Source organism: Streptomyces sp. cmx-4-9, from assembly GCF_046548835.1.
GTDB lineage: Bacteria > Actinomycetota > Actinomycetes > Streptomycetales > Streptomycetaceae > Streptomyces.
The window spans coordinates 350,641-373,772 of record NZ_JAEBEE010000009.1; the positions used below are offsets into that span (position 1 = coordinate 350,641).

The following is a 23,132-nucleotide window of genomic DNA, read 5'->3' on the forward strand; positions in this document are numbered from 1 at the left end:
CGAACTCGTGGGCGTCTTCGAGACCGAAGAGTACGACTACATCGTCGTGGGCTCAGGCACCGCCGGCAGCGTCCTGGCCAACCGGCTCTCCGAGGACCCGGACGTTTCCGTCCTGGTCCTGGAGGCGGGCGGCGCCCGGATCCCGCCCGAGGTGGACGACCCGTCCTCCTGGTACAAGCTGCTCGGCGGGCCGGTGGACTGGGGCTACACCAGCGTCCCGCAGCCCGGCCTCGACGGCCGCCGCACCTACGAGCCGCGCGGCAAGGCCCCCGGCGGCAGCAGCAACCTCTACATCATGATGCACATCCGGGGCCACGCCTCGGACTTCGACAACTGGGCCTACCAGGGCGCCGCGGGCTGGGCCCACGAGGACGTCCTGCCGTACTTCGCCCTGCTGGAGGGCCAGGAGGACGCGACCGCCGCCACCACCGGGACCCGGGGGCCGCAGCGGATCACCCACGCCGGCCGGCACGACCCCAACCCGGTCTCCCGGGCCTTCATCGACGCCGCCGTCGAACTCGGACACCAGGAGATCGCCGACTTCAACACCGACGGCCCCCGCCGCGGCCTGTTCGGCACCGGCTGGCACCACATCGACGTGGCCGACGGCCGCCGCCAGGGAGCCCTCGCGGCCTACCTGGAGCCGGCGCTGGAGCGGGCCAACCTGACCCTGCGCACCAGCGCCCAGACCACCCGGCTGCTCGTCGACGGGGACACCTGCACGGGCGTCGAGTACGTCCAGCTCCAGGCCCCCGCCGAGTTCCCGGGCCGGACCGTCGGCGACGGCCGCGGCAGGACGCCGGCGCCCGGGGCGCACACGGTGCGGGCCCGCCGGGAGGTGGTCGTGGCGGCGGGGGCGATCGAGTCCCCGAAGCTGCTGCTGCTCTCCGGAATCGGCCACCCCGAGCAGCTGCGCGAGCACGGCGTCGCGGTCACCGCGGCCCTGCCGGGGGTCGGTGAGAACTTCCACAACCACGTGCTGACCGGGCTGATGGCCGAGGTGACCCAAGAGCTCCCGCCGCCCGCACAGAACCTTTCGGAAAGCGCCCTGTTCCTGTCCTCGCAGCCGGGGCTGCCCGCACCGGACCTCCAGATCGCCTTCGTCCACGTCCCCTTCGACGTGATCGTGGGCCAGGACCACCCGAACACGGTGTCCATCCTTCCCGGCGTGGTACGGCCCGTCTCGCGCGGCTGGATCAGGCTGGCGAGCACCGACCCGCTGGCCCACCCGCTGATCCACCCGAACTACCTGGGCGACCGGTGGGACCTGGAGCGGATGGTGCAGGGCGTGAAGACCGCCCGGGAGATCTTCGCCACCTCCGCCTTCTCGCCCTGGTACAAGCAGGAGCTCCAGCCCGGACCCGGCCACGCGAGCGACGAGGACCTGCGGACCTTCGTGAAGCAGAAGTCCGAGAGCTACCACCACCAGGCCGGCTCCTGCCGCATGGGCATCGACGACCTCGCGGTGGTCGACCCGCAGCTGCGGGTGCACGGCGTACGGAACCTGCGCGTCGTCGACGCCAGCGTGATGCCCGCCGTCCCGTCGGGCAACTGCCACACCGCCATCGCGATGATCGCCGAGCGCGCGGCGGACTTCCTGAAGGGGGTGTCCCGTGCCTGATGCCGTCCTGCGCGAGGGCGCAATGTCCGGGACCCGGATCGCGGTCCTGGTCGAGAGCGACTTCTACGAGCCGGAGATCTTCTACTACCAGCACCGCTTCGCCGAGGAGGGCGCCGAGGTCCACTTCCTGACCCGGCTCTGGGGCAACGAGTCCCTCACCTTCTCCGGCCACGAGTACCGGGCGCCCTTCACCGCCGAGCGGTCCCTGGAAGGGCTGAGCGACGAGGAGCTGCGCCGGTACGCCGCTCTCATCGTGCCCTCGGGCATGGTGGCCGACCGGCTGCGCTACACCGAGGACGTGGACCGGCTCGCCCCGGCGACGGAGCTGCTGCGCCGGGCCTTCGGGGAGCCGACGGTCCTCAAGGGGATCATCTGCCACGGGATGTGGCTGGCCTCCTCCATCCCGGACCGGATCCGCGGCCGCAAGGTGGTCTGCCACAACAACCTCATCGGCGACGTCCGCAACATGGGCGGCCAGTACGTCGACGAGGACGTCGTGGTGGACGGGGACCTCGTCACCGGCCGCACCGGCGCCCACCACCACCTGTTCGCCCGCCGGATCATCGAACTGGCCGCGGCGGGGCGGGGCCGGGGGACGGCCCCCCGGCCACCGCTGGGCGGTGCCCCCTGATGCCGGGCGCGATGGTCTGGTCGCACGTGGGCCTCAACTGCACCGACCAGAAGACCACCGAGGACTTCTACACCCGGTACTTCGGCTTCACCCGGGCCCGGGTCGTCGACCTCGGGGAGGCCCGGATCGTCTTCCTGCGCAAGGGGGACGCGTACCTGGAGCTCTTCGCGGCCGACGCCGAACCGGCCCGCCCGGCGCACGAGGACGGGCCGCAGGCCCCGGGCCGGCTGCGCCACCTGGCCTTCCAGACCGACGACGTGGACGCGTTCCTGGCGCAGCTCGGGGACGCAGCCGAAGTGACCCTGGGGCCACTGGACTTCGACGACTTCATCTGCGGATGGCGGACCGTGTGGGTCCGCGACCCCGACGGGGTGATCGTCGAGGTCAGCCAGGGGTTCGAGGACGACCACGCGCACGAGGACTCTTCCGACAAGGACGGTGCATGACATGGCGGACGCCGTGAGCTTCTCCTTCTCCGACACGATCGCCGGCTATGTCGACCGCTTCGACTCCGGTTCCCGCGCCTTGCGGCTGAAGACCTCCGACGGCCGGTCGTTCGAGGTCTCGCTGGCCGGCGACCCGAGCGCGGAGCTGGTCCGCAACCTGGAAGAGCCGTACGTCGACGCCTCCGGGCACATCGACGAGATGCTCTCGCCGGGCCGGTTCCTCTTCGTCTACGGCGTGCACTACCCGGAGCAGGGCGGACGCTTCGACGCCAAGCGCCTGGTGTTCCTGGGCCGCGGCGCCGAGGACTACCGCTTCGAGGAGCCCAGCTGGTGGATCAAGCAGATCGAGTCGCTGGCCGACTTCTACAAGCGGGCCCAGTTCGGCGACGGGCCGGTGGACTTCACCGAGTACCGCACCGAGATCCGGCTGGGCGGCGACAAGACCGCGAGCCACGTCCAGGAGACCGACACGATCTCCCGCCTGGTCTACGGCATGGCCTCGGCCTACCTGCTGACCGGCAAGGACGAGTACCTGGAGGTCGCCGAACGCGGCACCGAGTACCTGCGCAAGCACATGCGGGTGGTCGACAGCGAGGAGGACGTGGTCTTCTGGTACCACGGCATCAGCGTCGACGGGGACAGCGAACGCAAGTTGTTCACCTCGGAGTTCTCCGACGACTACGACGCGATCCCGATGTACGAGCAGATCTACGCGCTGGCCGGCCCCATCCAGACCTACCGGGTCACCGGGGACGTCCGGATCAAGAACGACGCGGACGCCACCATCCGGCTGTTCGACAAGTTCTTCTTCGACCCGGAGCAGGGCGGCTACTACTCGCACATCGACCCGATCCTGTTCAGCGCGGACCACGAGTCCCTCGGCGAGAACGCCGAGCGCAAGAACTGGAACTCGGTCGGCGACCACGCGCCCGCCTACCTGATCAACCTGTACCTGGCGACCGGCGACCAGAAGTACGCCGACTTCCTCGAGTACACCTTCGACACCATCGCGGACAAGTTCCCCGACTACAAGAACAGCCCCTTCGTCCAGGAGCGCTTCTTCCGCGACTGGTCCCACGACACCGCGCACAGCTGGCAGCAGAACCGCGCGGTGGTCGGCCACAACCTGAAGATCGCCTGGAACCTGATGCGGATGAACTCGCTGAAGGCCAAGCCCGCCTACCAGGAGCTCGCCCGCAAGATCGGCGAGATCATGCCGGCGGTCGGCAGCGACCTCCAGCGCGGCGGCTGGTACGACGTCGTGGAGCGGACCAAGTCCGGCGACGAGGAGACGTATCGTTTCGCCTGGCACGACCGCAAGGCCTGGTGGCAGCAGGAGCAGGCGATCCTCGCCTACCTCATCCTGCACGGCACCGCCGGCGGCGACGCGAACCTGCGCGAGGCCCGGCAGGCGCAGGCGTTCTACAACACCTTCTTCCTCGACCACGACGAGGGCGCCGTCTACTTCAACGTGCTCGCCAGCGGGACCCCGTACCTGCTCGGCACCGAGCGGCTCAAGGGCAGCCACTCGATGTCCATGTACCACTCGGCCGAGCTCTGCTACCTCGCCGCCGTCTACAACAACCTGCTCATCAACGGCCGGGAGATGGACTTCCACTTCCAGCCCGACCCGACCAACCTGCCCGACCGCGTGCTGCGCGTCTCGCCCGACCTGCTTCCCGCGGGATCGGTGCGCATCGCCGCCGTGGAGATCGACGAGAAGCCGTACGAGGAGTTCGACGCGGACCAGCTGACCGTCCGCCTGCCCGACGTACAGGGCCGGGTCAAGGTCAAGGTGCGGCTGCGTCCCGTGACCAAGTAGCGCTCAACGGGGGGCGCCCCAACCAGAGGGGAAGGCAATGACTCTCAGCCTCAAAGAACGCCGGAACAAGACGGCCACCGTGCTCGTCGCCACCGGAGAGATCAACAGCGAGACCTCCGGCTCGCTGCTCCAGGCACTGCTGCCGCTGGTCCGTGAGGGCAAGGCGCTGAAGATCGACCTGACGGCGGTCACCTACGTCTCCAGCGCCGGTCTGCGGACCCTGCTCGTGGTCTACCGCGAGGCCCAGCACGCGGGCGTCGCCGTCACCCTCTACGGGGTGAGCGAGGAGGTCCGGTTCGTCATGTCGGCCACCGGCTTCCTCGACTTCTTCGAGACGGGCGAGGCCCGCGCGGCGGCCGCCACGACCACGGTGAAGGCCGCACGGTGAGCGAGACCCGGTCCGAGCAGGTGCTGCGGGTCGACGCGTACCCGACCCACGAGGTCGGCGGGTACCGCGTCCGCGCCGGCAAGCCGTTCCCCTTCGGGGCCAATGTGGTCCCCGGCGGGGTGAGCTTCTCCGTCTTCTCCGACCAGGCCGCCTCCATGACCCTGGTCATCTTCCAACGCGGAGAGCCCGAGCCGACGGCCGAGCTGCGGTTCCCCGAGGAGTTCCGCACCGGCAGCGTCTTCGCCATGACGGTCTTCGGGCTCGACCACGAGAACATGGAGTACGGGTACCGGGCCGACGGCCCCTACGACCCGGTCTCCGGCCAGCGCTTCGACGCCCGGCAGGTCCTCTCCGACCCGTACGCACGGCTGATCGCCGGCCGCGACGTGTGGGGCGTGGAACCGGACTACAGCCGCGGCTACCAGTACCGCTCCCGCGTCTGCCTCCAGGACTTCGACTGGGGCGACGACACCCCGCTGGGCATCCCCGCGGAGGACCTCGTCGTCTACGAGGCCCACGTGCGCGGATTCACCCGGCACCCCTCCTCGCAGGTCACGGCTCCCGGCACCTTCGCGGGGCTGCGGGAGAAGATCCCGTACCTGAAGGAGCTCGGGGTCAACTGCATCGAACTGCTGCCGGTGTTCGAGTTCGACGAGAGCGACAACCCGCGCACCAACCCGGAGACCGGTGAGAAGCTCTACGACTACTGGGGCTACAACACCGTCTCCTTCTTCGCGCCCAAGGCCGGCTACGCGGCCACCGGGCGGTACGGGATGCAGGGCGACGAGTTCCGCACCCTGATCAAGGACCTGCACGCGGCCGGCATCGAGGTCATCCTCGACGTCGTCTTCAACCACACCGCCGAGGGCAACGAGCAGGGGCCGACGATCTCCTTCAAGGGGCTCGACAACGCCACCTACTACATGCTCACGCCCGAGGGGTACTACTTCAACTTCAGCGGCACCGGCAACACGGTCAACTGCAACCACCCCGTCGTGCGCAACTTCGTGCTGGACTGCCTGCGCCACTGGGTCGCCGACTACCACATCGACGGGTTCCGCTTCGACCTCGCGGCCATCCTCGGCCGCTCCCTCGACGGCACCCCGCTGCCCAACCCGCCGCTGCTGGAACTGCTCGCCTACGATCCCGTCCTGCGGCACACCAAGCTCATCGCCGAGGCCTGGGACGCGGGCGGCCTGTACGAGGTCGGGAACTTCCCGGCGTACGGCCGCTGGGCGGAGTGGAACGGGAAGTACCGCGACACCGTGCGCAGCTTCCTCAAGGGCGACCCCGGCATCACCGGCGAACTCGCCACCCGCATCGCCGGCTCCCCGGACCTGTACTCCACCCGGGGGACCTCCGCGTCCGTCAACTTCCTGACCGCGCACGACGGGTTCACCCTGGCCGACCTCGTCTCGTACAACGACAAGCACAACGAGGCCAACGGCGAGGGCAACAACGACGGCGGCAACGACAACGCCAGCTGGAACTGCGGAGCCGAGGGGCCGACGGACGACCCCGAGGTCAATGCGCTGCGGCTGCGTCAGATGAAGAACGCCCTCGCCATCCTCTTCACCAGCCAGGGCATCCCGATGCTGCTGGCCGGCGACGAGGTGGCGCGGACCCAGCAGGGCAACAACAACACGTACTGCCAGGACAACGAACTGTCCTGGTTCGACTGGGACCAGGTCGAGGAGAACTCCGAACTGCTGCGCTTCACACGGCAGATGATCGCTTTCCGCAAGCGCCACCGTGAGCTGCGGGCCACCACCCACCCCACCGGCCGGGTGCGCGAACACCTGGGCCTGCCGGACATCAGCTGGCACGGGGAGCGGGCCTGGCAGCCCGACTGGTCGGCCGAGAGCCGTCTGCTGGCGGTGGCCCGCTGCGGCACCGGGGACGACGACGTGGTGTACGTGGCCATGAACGCGCACTGGGAGTCGCACGACCTGGAGCTGCCGGCCCTGCCGGGCGGACGCAGCTGGCACCTGTTCGCCGACACCGGCGCGCAGGCCCCGTACGACATCCGCACCCCCGGCACCGAAGAGGAGCTGGACAACGCCGGGAAGTACCTGATCGGCCCGCGTTCGGTCGTGATCCTGGTGGGCCGCACGAACACCGAAGCCGACCTGCACTGACACGCCCTGACCGAAGGAGACCAGACATGCCGCTTTCCGTGTCCCTGAGCATCGAGGGCGACACCACGGTGATCGAACTGACGGGCGAGCTGGACGCCAAGACCGCCCCGGAGTTCCACCAGACGATCGAGAAGGCCGCCGGGCACGGCACCAGCACCGTCGAGATCAGGATGGCCGGCGTCGGCTACATGGCCAGCGCCGGACTGCGCTCCCTGGTCTTCGCCCAGCAGAAGGTGGCCAACCACGTCACCATCAAGGTGGTCGGCGCGATCGAGCCCGTCTCCCGGACCATCCGGACCGCGGGCCTCGACCGCAGCATCGTCCTCACCGACGAGTGACGACCGTGCCCGACATGGCCGAACTGGCGAGGACGCCCGCCGTACTGGAGGTGCCCGCGACCCTCGGGGCCCTGGGCGACATCGCCTCGTTCGTCCTGCGGCTGGCCGACCGGGCGGGCCTGGACAAGCGCGCCGCCTACCGGCTGCGCCTGGCCGCGGACGAACTGGCCACGAACATCGTGATGCACGGGTACCGGGGCGGCGACGGACGGATCACCGTCCGCGGCCGCTCCGGCCCCGGCGGGGTGCGGATCGCCATCGAGGACTCGGCACCGCCGTTCGACCCGGTCGCGGGCTGCCTGCCCCCCGCCCCCGGGGTGCCCCCGCAGGACCGGCGGATCGGAGGTCTCGGCATCCACCTGGCGCTGACCAGCGCGGACGAGTTCAGCTACGTGCACAGGGACGGCTGCAACATCAGCACGCTGACTGTGAAGGCTGAGGGGACTGACCCATGCCCTCCACGACCGTGATCATCCTCGACGCGTACCCGCCCCCGCCGCCGGAGCTGCTCCACGCACTGCGGTCGACGGATGCGGAACTCGTCACCCGCACCCCGGCCGAACTGGCCGGAGAGCCGCTGGACCTGCTGCCCCACGCCGACGTGCTGCTCGTCCCCGCCGAATCCGACGGGGAGTCCGTACGGCTGGCCGTACGCCGGCTGCGCCGCCAAGCCGGCGGCGCCCCCGCCGTCGTCGTCTGGACGGTGGAGCAGTTCGCCGCCCTGGAGGACCACGTCCGGATCGGGCACGACTACCTGGTCCCGCCCTTCCTGCCCGCCCTGGTCGGCGCCCGGCTGCACAGCTGCTCGGAGCGGGCCGGCCTCGGCCGCACCCTGCGCGAGGCGGACGCCCGCGCCGAACTCATGGGCTACGAGAAGGAACTGGAGATCGGCCGCGAGATCCAGGCGGGCTTCCTGCCCGAATCACTGCCGGTCCCCGCGGGCTGGGAGATCGACGTGCGGTTCCGGCCCGCGCGGCAGGTCGCCGGGGACTTCTACGACGTCTTCGAGATCTCCCGGGGCCGCCGGCTCGCCTTCGTCGTCGCCGACGTCTGCGACAAGGGGGTCGGCGCCGCGCTCTTCATGGCGCTCATCCGCTCACTGCTGCGCCACACCGCGGAGAACAGCGGACTCCAGCACCTGGTGGCCGCCGGGCGCACCGGCGGCAGCCGGCGGATCCCGGTCGTCGGAGCGACCCCGCTGCTCAACGCGGTGACCGCCACCAACGGCTACCTCACCCGCAACCACCTGCGGCAGGGCTACTTCGCCACCCTGTTCTTCGGGGTGCTGGACCCGCTCACCGGCAGCCTCGTCTACATCAACGGAGGGCACAACCCGCCCCTGCTCCTGCCCGGCGACGGCCGGGAGCCCGTCGCGCTGGACACCACCGGGCCGGCCGTCGGGGTGCTGCCCGACTGCGTCTACACCCTGGGCTACGCCCAACTGGACCCCGGCGACACCCTCTTCGCCTTCACCGACGGAGTACCCGAGGCCCGCTGCCCCAGCGGCAGTTTCTTCGGCGACGAACGGATGCTGGACCTGCTCACCGCGCCCCTGGTGAACGGCAAGGACGTGGTCGACAGGATGGACGTGGCGGTGATCGAGCACACGGGAACGGCCGAACAGCACGACGACGTCACCATGCTGGCCCTGCACCGGCCGCGTGCGGCGCGGGGGCCGCACGCGGACGCCGCCGCCCGGCAGGCGGTGGCCGGGTGACCCGCACCGTCGTGGTGCACTCGCACCGCGGTGGCACCGGGAAGTCCTCGGTCCTGGCGAACCTCGCCCTGCTGATCGCGGGCGGGGGCCGCCGGGTGGGCGTGGTGGACACCGACATCCATTCCCCCGCCCTGGACCTGCTCTTCCGGCTCGGGCCCGGCCCCTCCCTGGCCGACTACCTGCTCGGCCGCTGCGAGATCGAGGCCGCGGCCCAGCAGGTGGCCGTGCCCGGGCTGTACGTGGTACCCGCCCGGACCGGTACGGCCGCCCTGCGCGAGATCATGACCAGCGGCTACGACGTCGGCCTCCTGCCGGAGGGCTTCGACCGGCTGGCCCGGCACTTCGCACTGGACGTGCTGCTGCTCGACACCCATGCCGGGCTCAACAACGAGTCGGTGACGGCCATGGCGAGCGCCGACGTATTGATGATCATGGCGCGTGCCGACCGGATCGACCTCGCCGGGGTCGAGGAGACCATCGCCCTGGCCGGGCGGCTGCCCTGCCGGCGCGCAGTGGTCCTCAGCATGGCCCCCGAGGGGCTGGACCCGGCCGGGGCCCGCCGGCGGGCCGAGGAGGTCTACGGCGCACCCCTGGCCGGAATCCTTCCGTACTCGCGGGATATGGCCGCTCTGCACGGAGAACGCATATTCGCCGACGCGCATCCCGACCACCCACTGGTCGGTGAATTCCGCACCATCATCGCGGCGTTGGACGCACGTGACGAAGTATCACGGGCCTGACGTCGTCCCCTTACGCCCCCTGCGAGGGGCGTGTTGAATCGGCAGCGAATCCAGAACAAGGAGAGAATCATGAAGATTCTCGTCGTCATGACGGCCAAGGCCACCCTCCACCTGCTCGACGGAGAACAGCACCCCTCGGGATTCTGGGCCGAGGAATTCGTCGTGCCTTATCAGCTGTTCACGGCGGCCGGCCACACGGTGGACGTGGCGACGATCGGCGGCCAGTCGCCCACCGTGGACCAGACCAGCATCGACCCGCAGTTCCTCCGGTGGGTCCGCCCGCAGGGCTCGCCGGACGAGGACGCGGCCAACGCCGCCGCGTACGTCCGCGTCATCGGGGAGACGCCCCAGCTGAAGCATCCGACCGCCCTGGAAACCCTGACGGAGAAGGACATCGCCGGCTACGACGGCGTCTACGTCAGCGGCGGTCACGGCGCCATCGGCGACCTTCCCAAATCCGACGAGCTCGCGCAGATCCTGCGCTGGGTCATCGCCCAGGACAAGCCCCTCGCCACCGTCTGCCACGGCCACACCTCGCTGCTCGCCCTGCGCGACGGCGAAGGCCGCTGGCCCTTCGAGGGCTACCGCATGACGGCCTTCTCGCACAGCGAGGAGCTGGTCACCAACATGGCCGGCCGGCTCCCGCTGATCCTGGAGGTCGAGCTCACCCGGCTCGGCGCGCGCTACGAGAAGGCCGAGGCGATCTGGGACTCGCACGTGGTCGTGGACCGCAGGCTGACCACCGGCCAGAACCCGTACTCCTCCAAGGCCCTCGCCGAGACGTTCCTGACCCAGCTCGAGCAGGGCTAGCCACCGCCCCGCACCCGACACCGGAAGGCAGCAGCCATGACCAGGCGCGCGCTCAGCGACCAGCCCTTGGCCAACCCCGGAAAACTCTTCATCGGCGGCCAGTGGGTCCCGGCCCGGGACGGCCGTACCGAACCGGACGTCAGCCCCGTGGACGGCCAGGAGATCGTGCCGGTGGCCCAGGCCGCCGCCGCCGACGCGGACGCGGCGGTGTCCGCGGCACGCAAGGCGTACGAAGAGGGGCCCTGGAGCAGACTCTCCGCCCAGGAACGCGCGCTGCGGCTGAACCGGGTCGGCGAGCTGATCGAGCGCGACCTGGAGGAGATCGCCCTGCTGGAGACGGTGGACATGGGCAAACCGTTCGCCTTCTCCAGCACCGTCGACGCCCCCATGGCCGCCCAGCTCATGCACTACTACGCCGGCGCCGTGACCCGGGTCGACGGCTCCTCCCGGGCCCCGGCCGGCGGACAGCTCGCCTACACCCTGCGCGAACCGCTGGGCGTGGTCTGCGCCATCACCCCGTTCAACTTCCCGCTGCTGCTGTCGATGACGAAGATCGCACCGGCCCTGGCGGCGGGGAACACGGTCGTCCACAAGCCCTCCCCGGCCACCCCGCTCACCGCCCTGAAGATCGCCGAGCTCTTCCAGGAGGCGGAGATCCCGGACGGCGTGCTGAACGTCATCACCGGCCCCGGCGTGGAGCTGGGGGAGACCCTCACCGACCACCCGGACATCGACAAGATCGCCTTCACCGGGTCCACCTCCGTCGGCCAGTCCATCATCCGCAAGGCGGCCGGCACCCTGAAGAAGGTGACGATGGAGCTCGGCGGCAAGTCCGCCAACATCGTCTTCGCCGACGCGGACCTCGACGCCGCCGAGGAACTGGCCTTCTTCGGCATCTACTACAACAAGGGCGAGATCTGCACCGCCGGCTCCCGCCTGCTGCTCCAGCGCCCCATCCACGACGAGATGGTCGAACGCCTGGTCACCCGGGCCGCCGCCCTCAAGCCGGGCGACCCGCGCGACCCGGCCACGCTGTTCGGGCCGCTGGCCCACCGCGGCCAGTTCGACAAGGTCAGCTCGTACATCGAGATCGGCGAGAAGGAAGGCGCGACCCTGCGTACCGGGGGCACCGGCTGGACCCCCGAGGGAGCCTCCGACGAGCTGTCGGCGGGCCTGTACTTCCTGCCGACCGTCTTCACCGGCGTCGACAACGGGATGCGGATCGCCCAGGAGGAGATCTTCGGACCCGTCCTGTCGATCATTCCCTTCGACACCGAGGAGGACGCCGTGCGCATCGCGAACGACAGCGCGTACGGCCTCGCCGCCGGCGTCCACACCAAGGACCTCCGGCGCGCACACCGGGTCGCCTCGCAGATCAAGGCCGGCACGGTCTGGGTCAACTGCTACAACCAGTACGACCCGGCCGTGCCCTACGGCGGTTACAAGGCCTCGGGCTACGGCCGCGAGTGCGGGCCCGAGTCCATGGAGAACTACACCCAGACCAAGTCGGTCTGGATCGGCATGGACTGACCGCGCCCGGCCAGGAGGGGCCCTTCGGCGGCGCCGCCGCGCAGCCGCCCCGCCGTACCGGATCGACCGCTTCGGGAGAGTCCATGCAGACAGGCATCATCGGCACCGGGCGGATCGGCACGGTCCTCGCCCGCATCCTCGTGGCGGCGGGGCACGAGGTCCTCCTCGCCAACGCCCGCGGCCCGCAGACCCTCGGCCCCCTCGTGGCCGAACTGGGACCGGCGGCCTCGGCGGCGCACCCCGCCGAGGCCGCCGGCCAGGCCGAACTCCTGGTGCTGATGGTGCCCTTCGACAGCGTCCGCGGACTGCTCCCGCCGGAGTCCGTACGCGACACCCTGCTCGTGGACGCCACCAACGCCTTCAGCGGACCGGGCGCGCCCCGGGACTTCGGCGGACGGGGTTCCAGCGACCTGGTCGCCGCATGGTATCCGCAGGCGCGGCTGGTGAAATCCCTGAACACCATGCATTTCGAGACCCTCGCCGTGGCCGGCACCGCGCCGGACCGGGCCGGGCCGAACCGCCTGGCCCATTTCGTGGCGGGCGACGACACAAAAGCGAAGGAAATCGTCGCGGGAATCATCACGGATCTCGGATTCGCGCCCGTCGACACCGGCCCGCTGCACTCCGGAGGAATTCTCCAGCAGCCCGGCGGGCCCCTTTTCAACCGGCCGCTCACGGAAGCGCAGGCGCTGGCATGGATATCACACTGAAGGTGAACGGAAGACCCGAGCAGTTCTCGGCGGAGCCGAACGAACTGCTCGTGGAACGGTTGCGTGACGGCCTCGGGCTGACCGGCACCAAGGTCGGCTGCGACACCGGCCAGTGCGGCGCCTGCGTGGTCCGGCTCGACGGCCGGTCCGTCAAGAGCTGCCTGGTCCTCACCGCCTCGGCGGCCGGCTCCGAGGTGGCCACCATCGAAGGGGTCACCACCCCCGGCGGCGAACTGTCCGGCCTGCAGGAGGCACTGCGCCAGGAGCACGGCACCCAGTGCGGCTTCTGCACCCCGGGCATGGTGATGGCCCTCGGTGAACTCGTCGACTCCACCGCGGACGGCGAGGCGCCCACCGAGCCGGAGATCCGCGAGTGGCTGACCGGCAACCTGTGCCGCTGCACCGGCTACCACAGCGTCGTCCGCGGAGTGCAGCGCGCCTGCGCCGCCACCCGCGCCGAGCTGCCCGCCGTGTCCGCCGCGGCCGGACAGGAGGGGAGCGGGAGATGACCGCAGTGACGGGGGAGCAGACGGCTCAGCCGCAGGAGAGCGCTCCCAGCGGAAACGGCCTGCTCGGCCGGCCGCTGGACAGCCGCGAGGATCCGCAGCTGCTGCGCGGCGAGGCCACGTACGTGGCGGACATCGACCTGCCCGGCACCGCCCACATGGCGATCCTGGGCAGCACCGTCGCCCACGCCAGGATCCTCTCCATCGGGACCGAGGCGGCCGAACGGCTGCCCGGCGTCCTGAAGGTGGCCACCGCCGCCGACTTCACCGACGTGATGCCGCTGCCCTGCATCTGGGTCCCCGGCGGGGTCGAGAGCCACTTCCCGCCCCACCCCTACGGACTCCCCGGCGCCCGGCCCGTCCTGACCGGGGACGCGGTCCGCCACGTGGGCGACCCGATCGCCGTGGTCGTCGCCGAGACGCCGCGCCAGGCCGCCGCAGCGCTCGCCGCCATCACCGTCGCGTACGAACCGCTGCCCGTGGTCACCCGCGCAGACGAGGCCCTCGCCGAGGGCGCGCCGCAGCTCCACGAGGCGGTCCCCGGCAATCTGAACGCGTACTGGACCTGCGGCGACAAGGACCGCACCGACGCGGCCATCGCCTCCGCCGAGGTCACCGTCGCACTCGACCTCGTCAACCAGCGCACGATCAACAGCCCCATCGAACCGCGCGGCGCCGTCGGCGACTACCACGCCGCCACCGGCGAGTACACGCTGTACGCCTCCACCCAGGGCCCGCACAACCACCGGTTCCTGCTCTCCGCGCTGGTCCTCGGCATCCCCTTCAACAAGCTGCGGGTGATCACCCCGACCGTCGGCGGCAGCTTCGGCACCAAGGGGTACCTGTACCCCGACATGGCCCTGGTCCTGCTCCTGTCCAAGGAGCTCGGCCGGCCCGTCAAATGGGTGGACACCCGCACCGGGCTGATGAACTCCACCGTTCAGGGGCGCGACCACCGCCAGCACGTCACCCTCGCGGGCACCCGCGACGGCCGCATCACCGCGGTGCGCTGCACCAGCCACGCCAACCTCGGCGCCTACCCCTCGACGATCGGCCCCGGCGTCGCCACCGCCCTGATGGGCCGCTCCATCAGCGGGATGTACGACATCGACGCCGCCTTCTGCGAGGTGTACGCGGCCTTCACCAACACCGTCCCCCTCGGCGCCCAGCGCGGCAGCGGACGCGCCGAGGCCGCGTTCCTGATGGAGCGGCTCGTCGACCGGTTCGCGAGCGAGATCGGCATGGACCCGGCGGCCGTCCGCCGGATGAACCTGGTGCCGAAGGAGAAGTTCCCGTACGACAACGGTCTGGGCTGGACCTACGACTCGGGGGACTACCGGCTGAACTTCGACCGGGCCCTCGAACTGTCGGGCTACGCCGACATGCCCGCCCGCAAGGCCGAGGCCCGCACCCGGGGCAAGCGCCTCGGCGTCGGCCTCGCCACCTACGTGGCCGTCTGCGGCGTCGGCCCCTCCACCAGGATGTCCCAGGAGGGCATGCTCGGCGGCACCTGGGAGAGCGCCAACATCCGGGTGCACCCCACCGGCGAGGTCACCGTCACCGTCGGCTCCGCCTCCACCGGCCAGAGCCACGGCACGGTCTTCGCCCAGGTCGCCGCCGACGAACTCGGCATCGACCCGGACTCCGTCCAGGTCTTCGAGGGCGACACCGAGAAAGCCCCGTACGGGCAGGGCACCTACGGCTCCCGCTCCTACAGCATGGCCGCCCCCGCCATCGCGCTGACCGCCCGGAAGATCAAGAACAAGCTGATCCGGGCCGGCGCGGTCTTCCTCGGCGTCCCCGAGGAGAAGGTCGTCTACGAGGCCGGCAAGGTCTACGAGGAGGGCAACCCGCAGAACACCAAGACCTTCGCCGCACTCGCCATGGCCCTCTGGTACGGCTGGGGGCTGCCCCCCGAGATCGAACCGGCCCTCGACGAGACCACCCACTTCGACCCCCCGGACTTCAACTACCCCTTCGGGTCGCACGTGGCGGTCGTCGAGATCGACGAACTCACCGGCGAGACCGAGGTGGTGGCCTACACCGCGGTGGACGACGCCGGGAACATCGGCAACCCCACGGTGGTCCTCGGGCAGATCGAGGGCAGCATCGTGCACGGCCTCGGCCAGGCCCTGATGGAGGCTGCCGAGTACGCCGAGGACGGCCGGCTGATCAGCGCCGACCTCGACCACTACGCCCTGCCGCGCGCCGCCGACGTCCCCCACTTCACCCTGGACAAGACGGTCACGCCCTGCCCGCACAACCCGCTCGGCGCCAAGGGCGCCGGGGAGATCGCCACCGTGCCGCCCGCCGCGGCCGTCGTCAACGCCGTCGTGGACGCCCTCCGCGACCTCGGCGTCCAGCACATCGACATGCCGCTCACCCCCGAGAAGGTCTGGCGCCGCCTGCGAGGAGAAGCCCAGTGATCCTCACCGAGTTCGACTACGTCCGCCCCGTCGGCCTGGAGGAGGCCCTGACCCTCCTGGCCGGCACCCGCGGAGCCCGGGTCCTGGCCGGCGGCCAGAGCCTGCTGCCCGGGCTGCGGACCGGCGAGAACGCCTTCGGCGCCGACGGCGTCCGGCTCCTTGTCGACCTCCGCGGGCTCGACGAGCTGAAGGGCGTGGCCCGTGTCCCCGAGGGGCTGCGGATCGGCTCCCTGACCACGCTCGCCGAACTCGCCGCGGACCCGCTGGTCCTCGCCGAAGCCCCGGAGCTGGCCGCCGCGGCCCGGGCCAACGGCGACCCCCAGGTCCGCAACCTCGGCACCGTCGGGGGTAACCTCGCCGCCCCCGGACGGGCCACCGACCTGCCGGTGGCCGCCCTCGCGGCGGACGCCGCGGTGGAACTGGCCGGCCCCGGCGGGCGCGCGAGCGTGTCCGCCGAGGAGTTCACGGCCGGCTCCCCGCCCGCCCGCTCCGTGATCACCGCACTGCTGGTGCCCGCAGCCGGCCGGGCGGCGGCCTTCGAGAAGACCGCCGACCGGGCCACCCGCTACCCGGTGTGCGCCGCCGCCGTACGGATCACCCCCGACGGGCCGCGCATCGCCGTCACCGGGGCCACCGCCCGCGCGCAGCGGCTGCGCGGGGTCGAGGACCGGCTGCGCGGGGGCCCGTACACCACCGACGCCGTACTCGCCGCCTTCCGCCGCGAGCCCCGGGAGCTGTTCGTCCCGGGGCGCGGCACGTCGGCCGAGTACCTCGGCCACCTCGCGGGGGTGCTCACGGCCCGCGCACTGGCGAAGGCCCGGGCCCTCGTCTGACCACAGCACGCCGAGGGCCCGACGGGCCCGTCCTGGGGGAGTTGAGTGACGCAGTGGCCGATCCGACGAAAACGACCACGGGGGCAGCCGTGCCCCCCGCCGCACCCGCGGCCGACGCACCCGCAGCATCCGGCTTCTGGGTGGTGGGTGCGGTCCTGGTCCTGCTGATGCTCTCCTCCTCCGTCCCGTCCGCCCTCTACGTGCTCTACCAGCAGCGGTGGGGCCTGTCCTCCGGCACCGTCACGGTGGTCTTCGCCCTGTACGCGGTCACCGTGCTCGCCGGACTGCTGCTGTTCGGCTCCCTTTCCGACACCCTGGGCCGGCGACCGGTCCTGGGAGCCGGACTGGTGCTGGCGATCGTCTCGATGGCCCTGTTCGCCGCGGCCGACGGGCTCGCCCTGCTGCTCGCGGCCCGCGCCGTGCAGGGGCTGGCCGTGGGCCTGGCCACCGGGGCGATGGGAGCGGCCCTCCTCGAACTGGCCCCGCGCACGAAACCGGCGCTCGGCGCGCAGGTCAACAGTGCGGGGCCGACGGTGGGCATCGGGCTGGGCGGGCTCGGTGCCGGGCTGCTCGTGCAGTTCGCCCCGGCGCCGACCGTACTGAGCTACGTCCTGCTGGTCGGGGCCTTCGCGGTGACCCTGGCGGGGGTGGTCCGCATGCCGGAGAGCGCACCGGGGGCGGGGGGCCGCTTCCGGGTGGCCCCGCACCGGATCCACGTACCGGCCGGGGCCCGGGGCCGCTTCGCCGTCCTGGTCCTGACGATCGTCGCCGTCTGGGCGGTGGGCGGGTTCTACCTCTCCCTCGGCCCGCACCTGGCGCTGTCCCTGCTGCAGTCCACCAACTACCTCGTCGGCGGCGCCACCGTGGCGCTGCTCGCCGGGGCCGCCACCGCAGCGCAGCTCCTGTTCGGCCGGACCGAGGCCCTGCGGACCGCGGTCCTGGGCCTGTGCGGGCTGCTGGCCGGGCTCGGCCTGGTCCTGCTGTCCCTGGGCCTCGGCTCGGCCCCGGTGTTCCTGGCGGCCACGGCGGTGCTCGGCAGCGGCTGGGGCGCGGCCTTCCTCGGCGCCTTCCGGGCCCTGAGCGCCCTGGCGGACCCGGCCCGCCGCGGTGAACTGACCGCGGCCGTCTACGTCTTCGCCTACCTGGCCATGAGCGTTCCGGCGGTCCTCGCCGGGATGCTCACCAACACGTACGGACTGCACCGCACCTCCGTCGGCTTCATGGCCGCCGTGGCCGGGGTGTGCGCCCTGGCTCTGCTGGCCACCCTGCGGCTGTCCGCCCGTACCGGGGCCGTGCGGAGGCCGGCGTGAACAGCGGCGAACTGCGGAGCGCCCTGCACGGGCTGGAGATCTTCGCCGCGCTCACGCAGGAGCAGCTGGACTGGCTGGTGTCGGTCTCCGAACCGCGGGTGCTCGCCGACGGGGAGGTCCTCTTCCGCGACGGGGAGGAGGCCACCGGCTTCCACGTGCTGCTCTCGGGCGGGCTGGTGGTCACCAAGGTCGTCGACGGGCGGGAGGAGGTGCTGACCCGGCACTCCACCGAGGGGGAGAGCGCGGCCGCCGACGCCCACGACGGCAAACCCTCCGCCGCCCACCGGTTCACGGGCGAGCTCCCGCTGCTCACCGGGGGCGCGTACGTGGCCACCGCGGCCGCGAGCGGGCCGTCGACCACGGTGGTGGCCTACTCCCGGCCGGTCTTCTTCGAGATGCTGACCCGCTGTCAGGGCGTCGCGGCCGTGCTGCTGCCGGTCCTGGCCTGGCGGATCAAGTCCTCCGAGGTGCAGGCCCGCAAACGGGCCACCGTGGAGGCCCTCGGCACCCTCGCCGCGGGACTGGCGCACGAGCTGAACAACCCGGCGGCGGCCGTGGCCCGGGCCGCACAGGAGCTGGCCCCGGCCCTGGCGCGGCTCACCCGGACCGCTCAGGACTGGGGGGCCTCGGCCGGGGGCGCGGAGCGGGCCGCCCTGGACCGGCTGGCGGAGGAGCTCGACTCACTGCCGCCGCCGGAGGTCACCGATCCGCTGGCCCAGTCGGACGCCGAGGAGGAGATCGCCGACTGGGCCGAGGAGGCGGGCGCCGAACGGGCCGGCCTGCTCGCCTCGGGCGTCTCGGACCTCGGTGTGGACCTGGGCTGGCTGCGGGAGCGGCTGGAGGGGATCGGCGAGCCGGCCCTGGCGGCCGGCCTCGACCACCTGGCGGCCCTGCTGGAGATCCGCTCGCTCGCGGCCGAGCTGCGCGCGGCCGGCCCGAGGATCTCCCAACTGGTCGCCGCCACCCGTGATTACGCCAATCTCGACCGAGCCCCCGAACAGCGCTTCCAGGTGACCGAAGGCCTGGAGAACACGCTGGTCGTCCTGCGTGCCAAGCTCGCCGGGATCAGCATCGTGCGTGCGTACGAAACCGGCCTGCCCGAACTGACGGGCTACCCGGGCGAGCTGAACCAGGTGTGGACCAACCTGGTCGACAACGCGGCCGAGGCCATGGAAGGCGCCGGCGTGCTCACGCTGCGGGCCCGGTCCGAGGGGATCTGCATGGTCGTGGAGGTCGCCGACACCGGTCGCGGCATCCCCGAGGAGTCCCTGCCGCGGATCTTCGAACCCTTCTACACGACCAAGGACGTGGGCAAGGGAACGGGTCTGGGACTCCACCTGAGTTACCGGATCGTCACCCAGCGCCACCAGGGCTCCCTCACGGCCCGTTCGCGGCCGGGGGAGACCCGGATGGTCGTCCGGCTGCCCTTCGCCGGGGCCACGGGCTCCTGCGCCGTCCCGGCCGAGCCTGCGGGCACCCCCAACTCCACCAGTTCCTCCACCAGTTGATAGAACGGAGTCGACAATGGCCACGTACGACATCGCCAAGCTGCACCCGGTGTTCGTCCGTCAGATGGACGCGCTCGCGGCACTGGACATCGAAGCAGTGATGAAGAACTACACGGACGACGCCGTCCTGCTGCGCTTCGAGGGCGCCTCGGTCGGCATCGAAGCCGTACGCGAGACGTTCACCGGCTACCTCACCGTCAAGCCCACCCTGGTGGAACTCCAGGAGTACATCGAGACCGACGACACCATCTTCTACCGGGCGATCATGAACCTGAACGGTGAACCGGAGCACGCGTTCGGGACACTTGTGGTCCGCGATGGCCGAATCTGGCGGCAGACTGCCGGGTTCGGCAGCTAGCCTGCGGAATCTGGGTAGCGTGTGCGGGGAGGGCGGGAGAAGATCGCCCTCCCCGTTATGCACGGCATACGCGGGACGCGCAGGTTGCATTTATGCACGCAATGGCAAAGGGGAGGTCATGGAGCGCGAAACCGGGCGGGTCGAGGCATTCAGTGACGGTGTATTCGCCATCATCATCACGATCCTCGTTCTGGAATTGAAGGTTCCGGAAGAAACGGGTTCGGACTTCTGGCACGGGGTGCGGGAACAGTGGCCGCATTACGCCGCCTACGTGGTGAGTTTCCTCATCATCGGCGTCATGTGGGTGAACCACCACACCATCTTCAGTCACCTCAAGCGGGTCGACCGACCGTTGTTGTTCCTGAATCTCCTGGTGCTGATGGTGGTGTCGGTGATCCCCTACACGACCACCGTCCTGGCCGAACACCTGGTGGAGGACGGCGGGTCGGCGCATGCGGCCGCCGTCCTGTACAGCGCCGTCACGGTGGCCTACGCCCTCGCCTTCATGGCCTTCTGGTGGTACGTGACCAGGGTCGGCCACCTCTTCCACGACCACGTGGACAGGGCGGGGGCGCGAGCCACACGGATGCGTTTCGGCCTCGGTGCGATCGCGTATCCGGTCACCGTACTCCTGGCCTTCATCTCCGCACCGCTCACACTTGCCGCGCACTTCCTGATCGCGATCTACTATGCGGCGAACCAGATCCCCATCCCGCTCGTGGTGGAAGAAGAACAGCTCGAAACTTCGAGCGACTTCAGGAAGTAGCTGCAAGGGCCTACGGCCGTTCTTCGCCGTCAAGTAGGGTAACGGATCTAGCTGGTCGCGGGGGAGGCCCAGATGGCTCGCATAGTGCTGTCGGAGGATTCAGAAAAAGAAATCTCCGAATTGATCGACGTATTGATCTCCCTGCTCTTCGAGTCCTTACCCCGGCGGGACCAGCGAAACTGGGCCCGCGTTTATCTGAACGGCCTCGTGAAGACCACCGGCAAGAAAACCATCCGCAACATCGCCGGCACGGGTGCCAGTTCCGTCGAGCAGAGCCTCCAGCAGTTCATCAGCAAGTCCCCCTGGGACTGGACCCCGGTACGCCGCTCCCTCGCCCAGCACATCGAACGCACCGCCCAGCGCCCGCTGGCCTGGGTGCTGCAGCCGATGGTCATCGAGAAGGCCGGTGACCGCTCGGTGGGGGTGGGCCGGCAGTTCGTCCCGCAGCTCGGACGCACCGCCAACTGCCAGCAGGCCAGCGGCATCTGGCTCGCATCCAGCGAGGCAAGCTTCCCCGTCGAGTGGACCCTCACCCTGCCGGGCCCCTGGACCAGCGAACTCCTGCGACGGCGGCGGGCCGGCATCCCGGACACGGCCCGCTCGCTCACCCCCGCGCAGGACGCCGTGAACGCCGTGCAGCGCATGGCGGCGACCTGGCAGCTCCAGCGCCGCCCGGTGGTGATGGAGGTCGCCAACAGCGAACTCCCGCAGTGCATCGAGTCCTTCGCCCAGCACGACATCCCCTTCGTCTTCAAGGTCGACGGCTCGCTGCCCGTCTCCTTCGGCGGCGCAGCACGGCACAAGCCCGGGCCGCACACCGCACCCGCCCGGGAACTCATCGACTCCCTGCGCTCCCAGCGCCGCGTCGTCGAGTGGACCCGGCACGGCCACGGCGAAGGGGCGGTGACCTTGCTGACCTCCGCCTCCATCCTCGCCACCCCCGGCGAGGACCGCCTGCTGCCCGCCCCGCCCACCCCGCTGCTGCTGGTCGGGGCCTGGACGGAAGCCGCCCTGCTGCCCACCGAGTTCTGGGTCACCAACATCGGCGACCGGCCGCTCGCTCAGCTCTTCCTGCTCGCCAAGCTCACCGACCGGGTCTCCCTCGACTTCGCGGACACCTGCGAGCCCGCCGGCATCCGCGACTTCGAAGGGCGCTCCTTCCGGGGCTGGCACCACCACGCCACCCTGGCGAGCGTGGCCCACGCGGCGCAACTGCTCGGTGTGCGCCGCGAACCCGAAGAGTCCACCGGGCCCGCGCGGACCGCAGCCGTGCGTGCGGCGGCCCGCCATCCCGCCACCCGGCCCCCCGCCCCGGCGGTCCTGCCGCCGCGGCCGCTCATCCCCGGGCAGGCCCCGCGCCGCGAGTACATCCGCTGATGCTCGACATCGCCGCGGACCTACGCGCGTGGTGCGCCGCGAGGCGGGAATTCGCCCTGGCCACCGTGGTCGCGGTCAGCGGGAGCGCACCGCGCGGCCCGGGCGCCTCCCTGGCGGTCGACGACCGGGGCACCGCCCTCGGCTCGGTCTCCGGCGGCTGCGTGGAATCCGCCGTGCACGAGCTGTGCCTTGAGGCGATCAGCTCGGGCGCGGGCGGGGTCCACCGCTTCGGCTACAGCGACGACGACGCCTTCGCCGTTGGCCTGACCTGCGGCGGCGTACTCGACGTCCTGGTCACCCCGGTCCGCGGCGGCGATCCGGTGCGCCCCGTCCTCGGCTGCGTGCTCGACGCCGCCGCGGACGGATCGCGGGCCGCGCTGGCCCGTGTGGTGTCCGGACCCCCCGGCCAGCTCGGCCGGGCGCTCGCCGTCCACGGCGACGGGTCGTACGAGGGCGGCCTGGCCGGCGGCCCGGCCCTGGACCGGACCGCCGCCGCACGGGTACGGGCCCTGCTGCTGGCGGGCCGGACCGGCACCGCCGAACTCGGCACGGCCGGCGGCCTGTGCGGCCGGCCGCTCACCCTCCTGGTGGAATCGACGGCCCGGCCGCCCCGGCTGCTCGTGTACGGGGCCATCGACTTCGCCGCCGCCCTGGCCCGGATCGGCTCCTTCCTCGGCTACCGGGTCACCGTGTGCGACGCCCGGCCGGTCTTCGCGACCCCGGCCCGCTTCCCGGACGCCGACGAGGTGGTCGTGGACTGGCCCCACCGGCACCTGGCGCAGGAGGCCCGGGCCGGCCGGCTGGACTCCCGTACCGCCGTCTGCGTCCTCACCCACGACGCGAAGTTCGACGTCCCGCTGCTCGCGCACGCCCTGCGGCTGCCACTGGGCTACGTGGGGGCCATGGGCTCGCGCCGCACCACCACCGACCGGGCCGCCCGGCTGCGCGAGGAGGGCGTACCGGAGACCGCGCTGGCCCGGCTGCGCTCGCCCATCGGCCTCGACCTCGGCGGCGCCACCCCCGAGGAGACCGCCCTGGCCATCGCCGCCGAGTTCACGGCGGTCCGCCACGGCCGCTCCCCGGTCCCGCTGACCGGCGGCCGGCTGCCCATCCACCGCCGGACCGCCGGGACCAAGGTCCCGTAGGAAAGGACCACG

At 71.3% G+C, this 23,132-nt stretch carries 22 protein-coding genes; all 22 read left to right on the top strand.

The annotated features are described in order from the left end of the window. Positions 1–7: 7 nt before the first annotated feature. On the top strand, positions 8–1,621 hold the full coding sequence (locus ACLJTM_RS28200) for a GMC family oxidoreductase (protein WP_411106536.1): 1,614 nt from the start codon (positions 8–10) through the stop codon (positions 1,619–1,621). Further along, on the top strand, positions 1,614–2,252 hold the full coding sequence (locus ACLJTM_RS28205; RefSeq protein WP_411106537.1) for a DJ-1/PfpI family protein: 639 nt from the start codon (positions 1,614–1,616) through the stop codon (positions 2,250–2,252). Before ACLJTM_RS28200 ends, ACLJTM_RS28205 begins: the two co-directional genes overlap by 8 nt. Next, positions 2,252–2,698: a VOC family protein gene (locus ACLJTM_RS28210; protein WP_411106538.1), complete on the top strand. Its 447-nt coding sequence runs from the start codon at positions 2,252–2,254 to the stop codon at positions 2,696–2,698. Before ACLJTM_RS28205 ends, ACLJTM_RS28210 begins: the two co-directional genes overlap by 1 nt. Before the next feature lies 1 nt (position 2,699). Further along, the gene (locus ACLJTM_RS28215; RefSeq protein ID WP_411106539.1) at positions 2,700–4,520 is read left to right on the top strand and encodes an AGE family epimerase/isomerase; all 1,821 of its coding nucleotides are present in this window, start codon (positions 2,700–2,702) and stop codon (positions 4,518–4,520) included. 37 nt (positions 4,521–4,557) lie between these two features. Further along, on the top strand, positions 4,558–4,908 hold the full coding sequence (locus tag ACLJTM_RS28220; RefSeq protein WP_411106540.1) for an STAS domain-containing protein: 351 nt from the start codon (positions 4,558–4,560) through the stop codon (positions 4,906–4,908). Next, entirely contained in the window at positions 4,905–7,046 is a 2,142-nt protein-coding gene (glgX, locus tag ACLJTM_RS28225) for a glycogen debranching protein GlgX (protein WP_411106541.1), read from the top strand. The genes ACLJTM_RS28220 and glgX overlap by 4 nt, the downstream gene beginning before the upstream one ends. A 26-nt stretch (positions 7,047–7,072) precedes the next feature. Further along, the gene (locus ACLJTM_RS28230) at positions 7,073–7,384 is read left to right on the top strand and encodes an STAS domain-containing protein (protein WP_411106542.1); all 312 of its coding nucleotides are present in this window, start codon (positions 7,073–7,075) and stop codon (positions 7,382–7,384) included. Beyond that, positions 7,381–7,854 (top strand): ATP-binding protein, encoded by a 474-nt coding sequence (locus tag ACLJTM_RS28235; RefSeq protein ID WP_411106543.1) that lies wholly within the window; start codon positions 7,381–7,383, stop codon positions 7,852–7,854. The genes ACLJTM_RS28230 and ACLJTM_RS28235 overlap by 4 nt, the downstream gene beginning before the upstream one ends. Next, on the top strand, positions 7,836–9,101 hold the full coding sequence (locus ACLJTM_RS28240) for a PP2C family protein-serine/threonine phosphatase (RefSeq protein ID WP_411106544.1): 1,266 nt from the start codon (positions 7,836–7,838) through the stop codon (positions 9,099–9,101). Before ACLJTM_RS28235 ends, ACLJTM_RS28240 begins: the two co-directional genes overlap by 19 nt. Continuing rightward, entirely contained in the window at positions 9,098–9,841 is a 744-nt protein-coding gene (locus ACLJTM_RS28245) for a MinD/ParA family protein (protein WP_411106545.1), read from the top strand. Before ACLJTM_RS28240 ends, ACLJTM_RS28245 begins: the two co-directional genes overlap by 4 nt. Positions 9,842–9,910: 69 nt before the next feature. Then, on the top strand, positions 9,911–10,651 hold the full coding sequence (locus ACLJTM_RS28250) for a type 1 glutamine amidotransferase domain-containing protein (protein WP_411106546.1): 741 nt from the start codon (positions 9,911–9,913) through the stop codon (positions 10,649–10,651). A 36-nt stretch (positions 10,652–10,687) separates the two neighbouring features. Then, positions 10,688–12,181 carry an aldehyde dehydrogenase family protein gene (locus ACLJTM_RS28255; RefSeq protein ID WP_411106547.1) on the top strand — a complete coding sequence of 498 codons (1,494 nt, stop codon included), beginning with the start codon at positions 10,688–10,690 and terminating at the stop codon, positions 12,179–12,181. Positions 12,182–12,264: 83 nt separating this feature from the next. Beyond that, positions 12,265–12,891: an NADPH-dependent F420 reductase gene (locus tag ACLJTM_RS28260; protein WP_411106548.1), complete on the top strand. Its 627-nt coding sequence runs from the start codon at positions 12,265–12,267 to the stop codon at positions 12,889–12,891. After that, the gene (locus ACLJTM_RS28265; RefSeq protein ID WP_411106549.1) at positions 12,876–13,400 is read left to right on the top strand and encodes a (2Fe-2S)-binding protein; all 525 of its coding nucleotides are present in this window, start codon (positions 12,876–12,878) and stop codon (positions 13,398–13,400) included. Before ACLJTM_RS28260 ends, ACLJTM_RS28265 begins: the two co-directional genes overlap by 16 nt. Beyond that, a complete protein-coding gene (locus ACLJTM_RS28270; protein WP_411106550.1) occupies positions 13,397–15,823 on the top strand; it encodes a xanthine dehydrogenase family protein molybdopterin-binding subunit in 2,427 nt (808 codons plus the stop codon). The genes ACLJTM_RS28265 and ACLJTM_RS28270 overlap by 4 nt, the downstream gene beginning before the upstream one ends. Continuing rightward, positions 15,820–16,656 (top strand): FAD binding domain-containing protein, encoded by an 837-nt coding sequence (locus ACLJTM_RS28275; protein WP_411106551.1) that lies wholly within the window; start codon positions 15,820–15,822, stop codon positions 16,654–16,656. The genes ACLJTM_RS28270 and ACLJTM_RS28275 overlap by 4 nt, the downstream gene beginning before the upstream one ends. 89 nt (positions 16,657–16,745) lie before the next feature. Further along, positions 16,746–17,966 carry an MFS transporter gene (locus ACLJTM_RS28280; RefSeq protein ID WP_411106552.1) on the top strand — a complete coding sequence of 407 codons (1,221 nt, stop codon included), beginning with the start codon at positions 16,746–16,748 and terminating at the stop codon, positions 17,964–17,966. Beyond that, positions 17,963–19,474, top strand: coding sequence for an ATP-binding protein (locus ACLJTM_RS28285; RefSeq protein ID WP_411106553.1), 1,512 nt, complete (start codon positions 17,963–17,965; stop codon positions 19,472–19,474). The genes ACLJTM_RS28280 and ACLJTM_RS28285 overlap by 4 nt, the downstream gene beginning before the upstream one ends. Positions 19,475–19,490: 16 nt before the next feature. Next, complete coding sequence (locus ACLJTM_RS28290; RefSeq protein WP_411106554.1) at positions 19,491–19,832, top strand: nuclear transport factor 2 family protein; 342 nt, start codon at positions 19,491–19,493, stop codon at positions 19,830–19,832. A 118-nt stretch (positions 19,833–19,950) separates the two neighbouring features. Further along, positions 19,951–20,598, top strand: a complete 648-nt coding sequence (locus ACLJTM_RS28295) for a TMEM175 family protein (RefSeq protein ID WP_411106555.1) — start codon at positions 19,951–19,953, stop codon at positions 20,596–20,598. A gap of 120 nt (positions 20,599–20,718) precedes the next feature. Beyond that, the gene (locus ACLJTM_RS28300) at positions 20,719–21,975 is read left to right on the top strand and encodes an IS701 family transposase (protein ID WP_411106556.1); all 1,257 of its coding nucleotides are present in this window, start codon (positions 20,719–20,721) and stop codon (positions 21,973–21,975) included. Then, the gene (locus tag ACLJTM_RS28305; protein WP_411106557.1) at positions 21,975–23,120 is read left to right on the top strand and encodes an XdhC family protein; all 1,146 of its coding nucleotides are present in this window, start codon (positions 21,975–21,977) and stop codon (positions 23,118–23,120) included. The genes ACLJTM_RS28300 and ACLJTM_RS28305 overlap by 1 nt, the downstream gene beginning before the upstream one ends. The last annotated feature ends 12 nt before the right edge of the window (positions 23,121–23,132 follow it).

What these genes read in the sequence shown, in the direction of transcription:
- ACLJTM_RS28210 (WP_411106538.1), top strand. Translation starts at nt 2,252, where the DNA reads ATGCCGGGCGCGATGGTCTGGTCGCACGTGGGCCTCAACTGCACCGAC.
- ACLJTM_RS28215 (WP_411106539.1), top strand. Translation starts at nt 2,700, where the DNA reads ATGGCGGACGCCGTGAGCTTCTCCTTCTCCGACACGATCGCCGGCTAT.
- ACLJTM_RS28220 (WP_411106540.1), top strand. Translation starts at nt 4,558, where the DNA reads ATGACTCTCAGCCTCAAAGAACGCCGGAACAAGACGGCCACCGTGCTC.
- ACLJTM_RS28230 (WP_411106542.1), top strand. Translation starts at nt 7,073, where the DNA reads ATGCCGCTTTCCGTGTCCCTGAGCATCGAGGGCGACACCACGGTGATC.
- ACLJTM_RS28240 (WP_411106544.1), top strand. Translation starts at nt 7,836, where the DNA reads ATGCCCTCCACGACCGTGATCATCCTCGACGCGTACCCGCCCCCGCCG.
- ACLJTM_RS28250 (WP_411106546.1), top strand. Translation starts at nt 9,911, where the DNA reads ATGAAGATTCTCGTCGTCATGACGGCCAAGGCCACCCTCCACCTGCTC.
- ACLJTM_RS28255 (WP_411106547.1), top strand. Translation starts at nt 10,688, where the DNA reads ATGACCAGGCGCGCGCTCAGCGACCAGCCCTTGGCCAACCCCGGAAAA.
- ACLJTM_RS28260 (WP_411106548.1), top strand. Translation starts at nt 12,265, where the DNA reads ATGCAGACAGGCATCATCGGCACCGGGCGGATCGGCACGGTCCTCGCC.
- ACLJTM_RS28265 (WP_411106549.1), top strand. Translation starts at nt 12,876, where the DNA reads ATGGATATCACACTGAAGGTGAACGGAAGACCCGAGCAGTTCTCGGCG.
- ACLJTM_RS28270 (WP_411106550.1), top strand. Translation starts at nt 13,397, where the DNA reads ATGACCGCAGTGACGGGGGAGCAGACGGCTCAGCCGCAGGAGAGCGCT.
- ACLJTM_RS28290 (WP_411106554.1), top strand. Translation starts at nt 19,491, where the DNA reads ATGGCCACGTACGACATCGCCAAGCTGCACCCGGTGTTCGTCCGTCAG.
- ACLJTM_RS28295 (WP_411106555.1), top strand. Translation starts at nt 19,951, where the DNA reads ATGGAGCGCGAAACCGGGCGGGTCGAGGCATTCAGTGACGGTGTATTC.
- ACLJTM_RS28305 (WP_411106557.1), top strand. Translation starts at nt 21,975, where the DNA reads ATGCTCGACATCGCCGCGGACCTACGCGCGTGGTGCGCCGCGAGGCGG.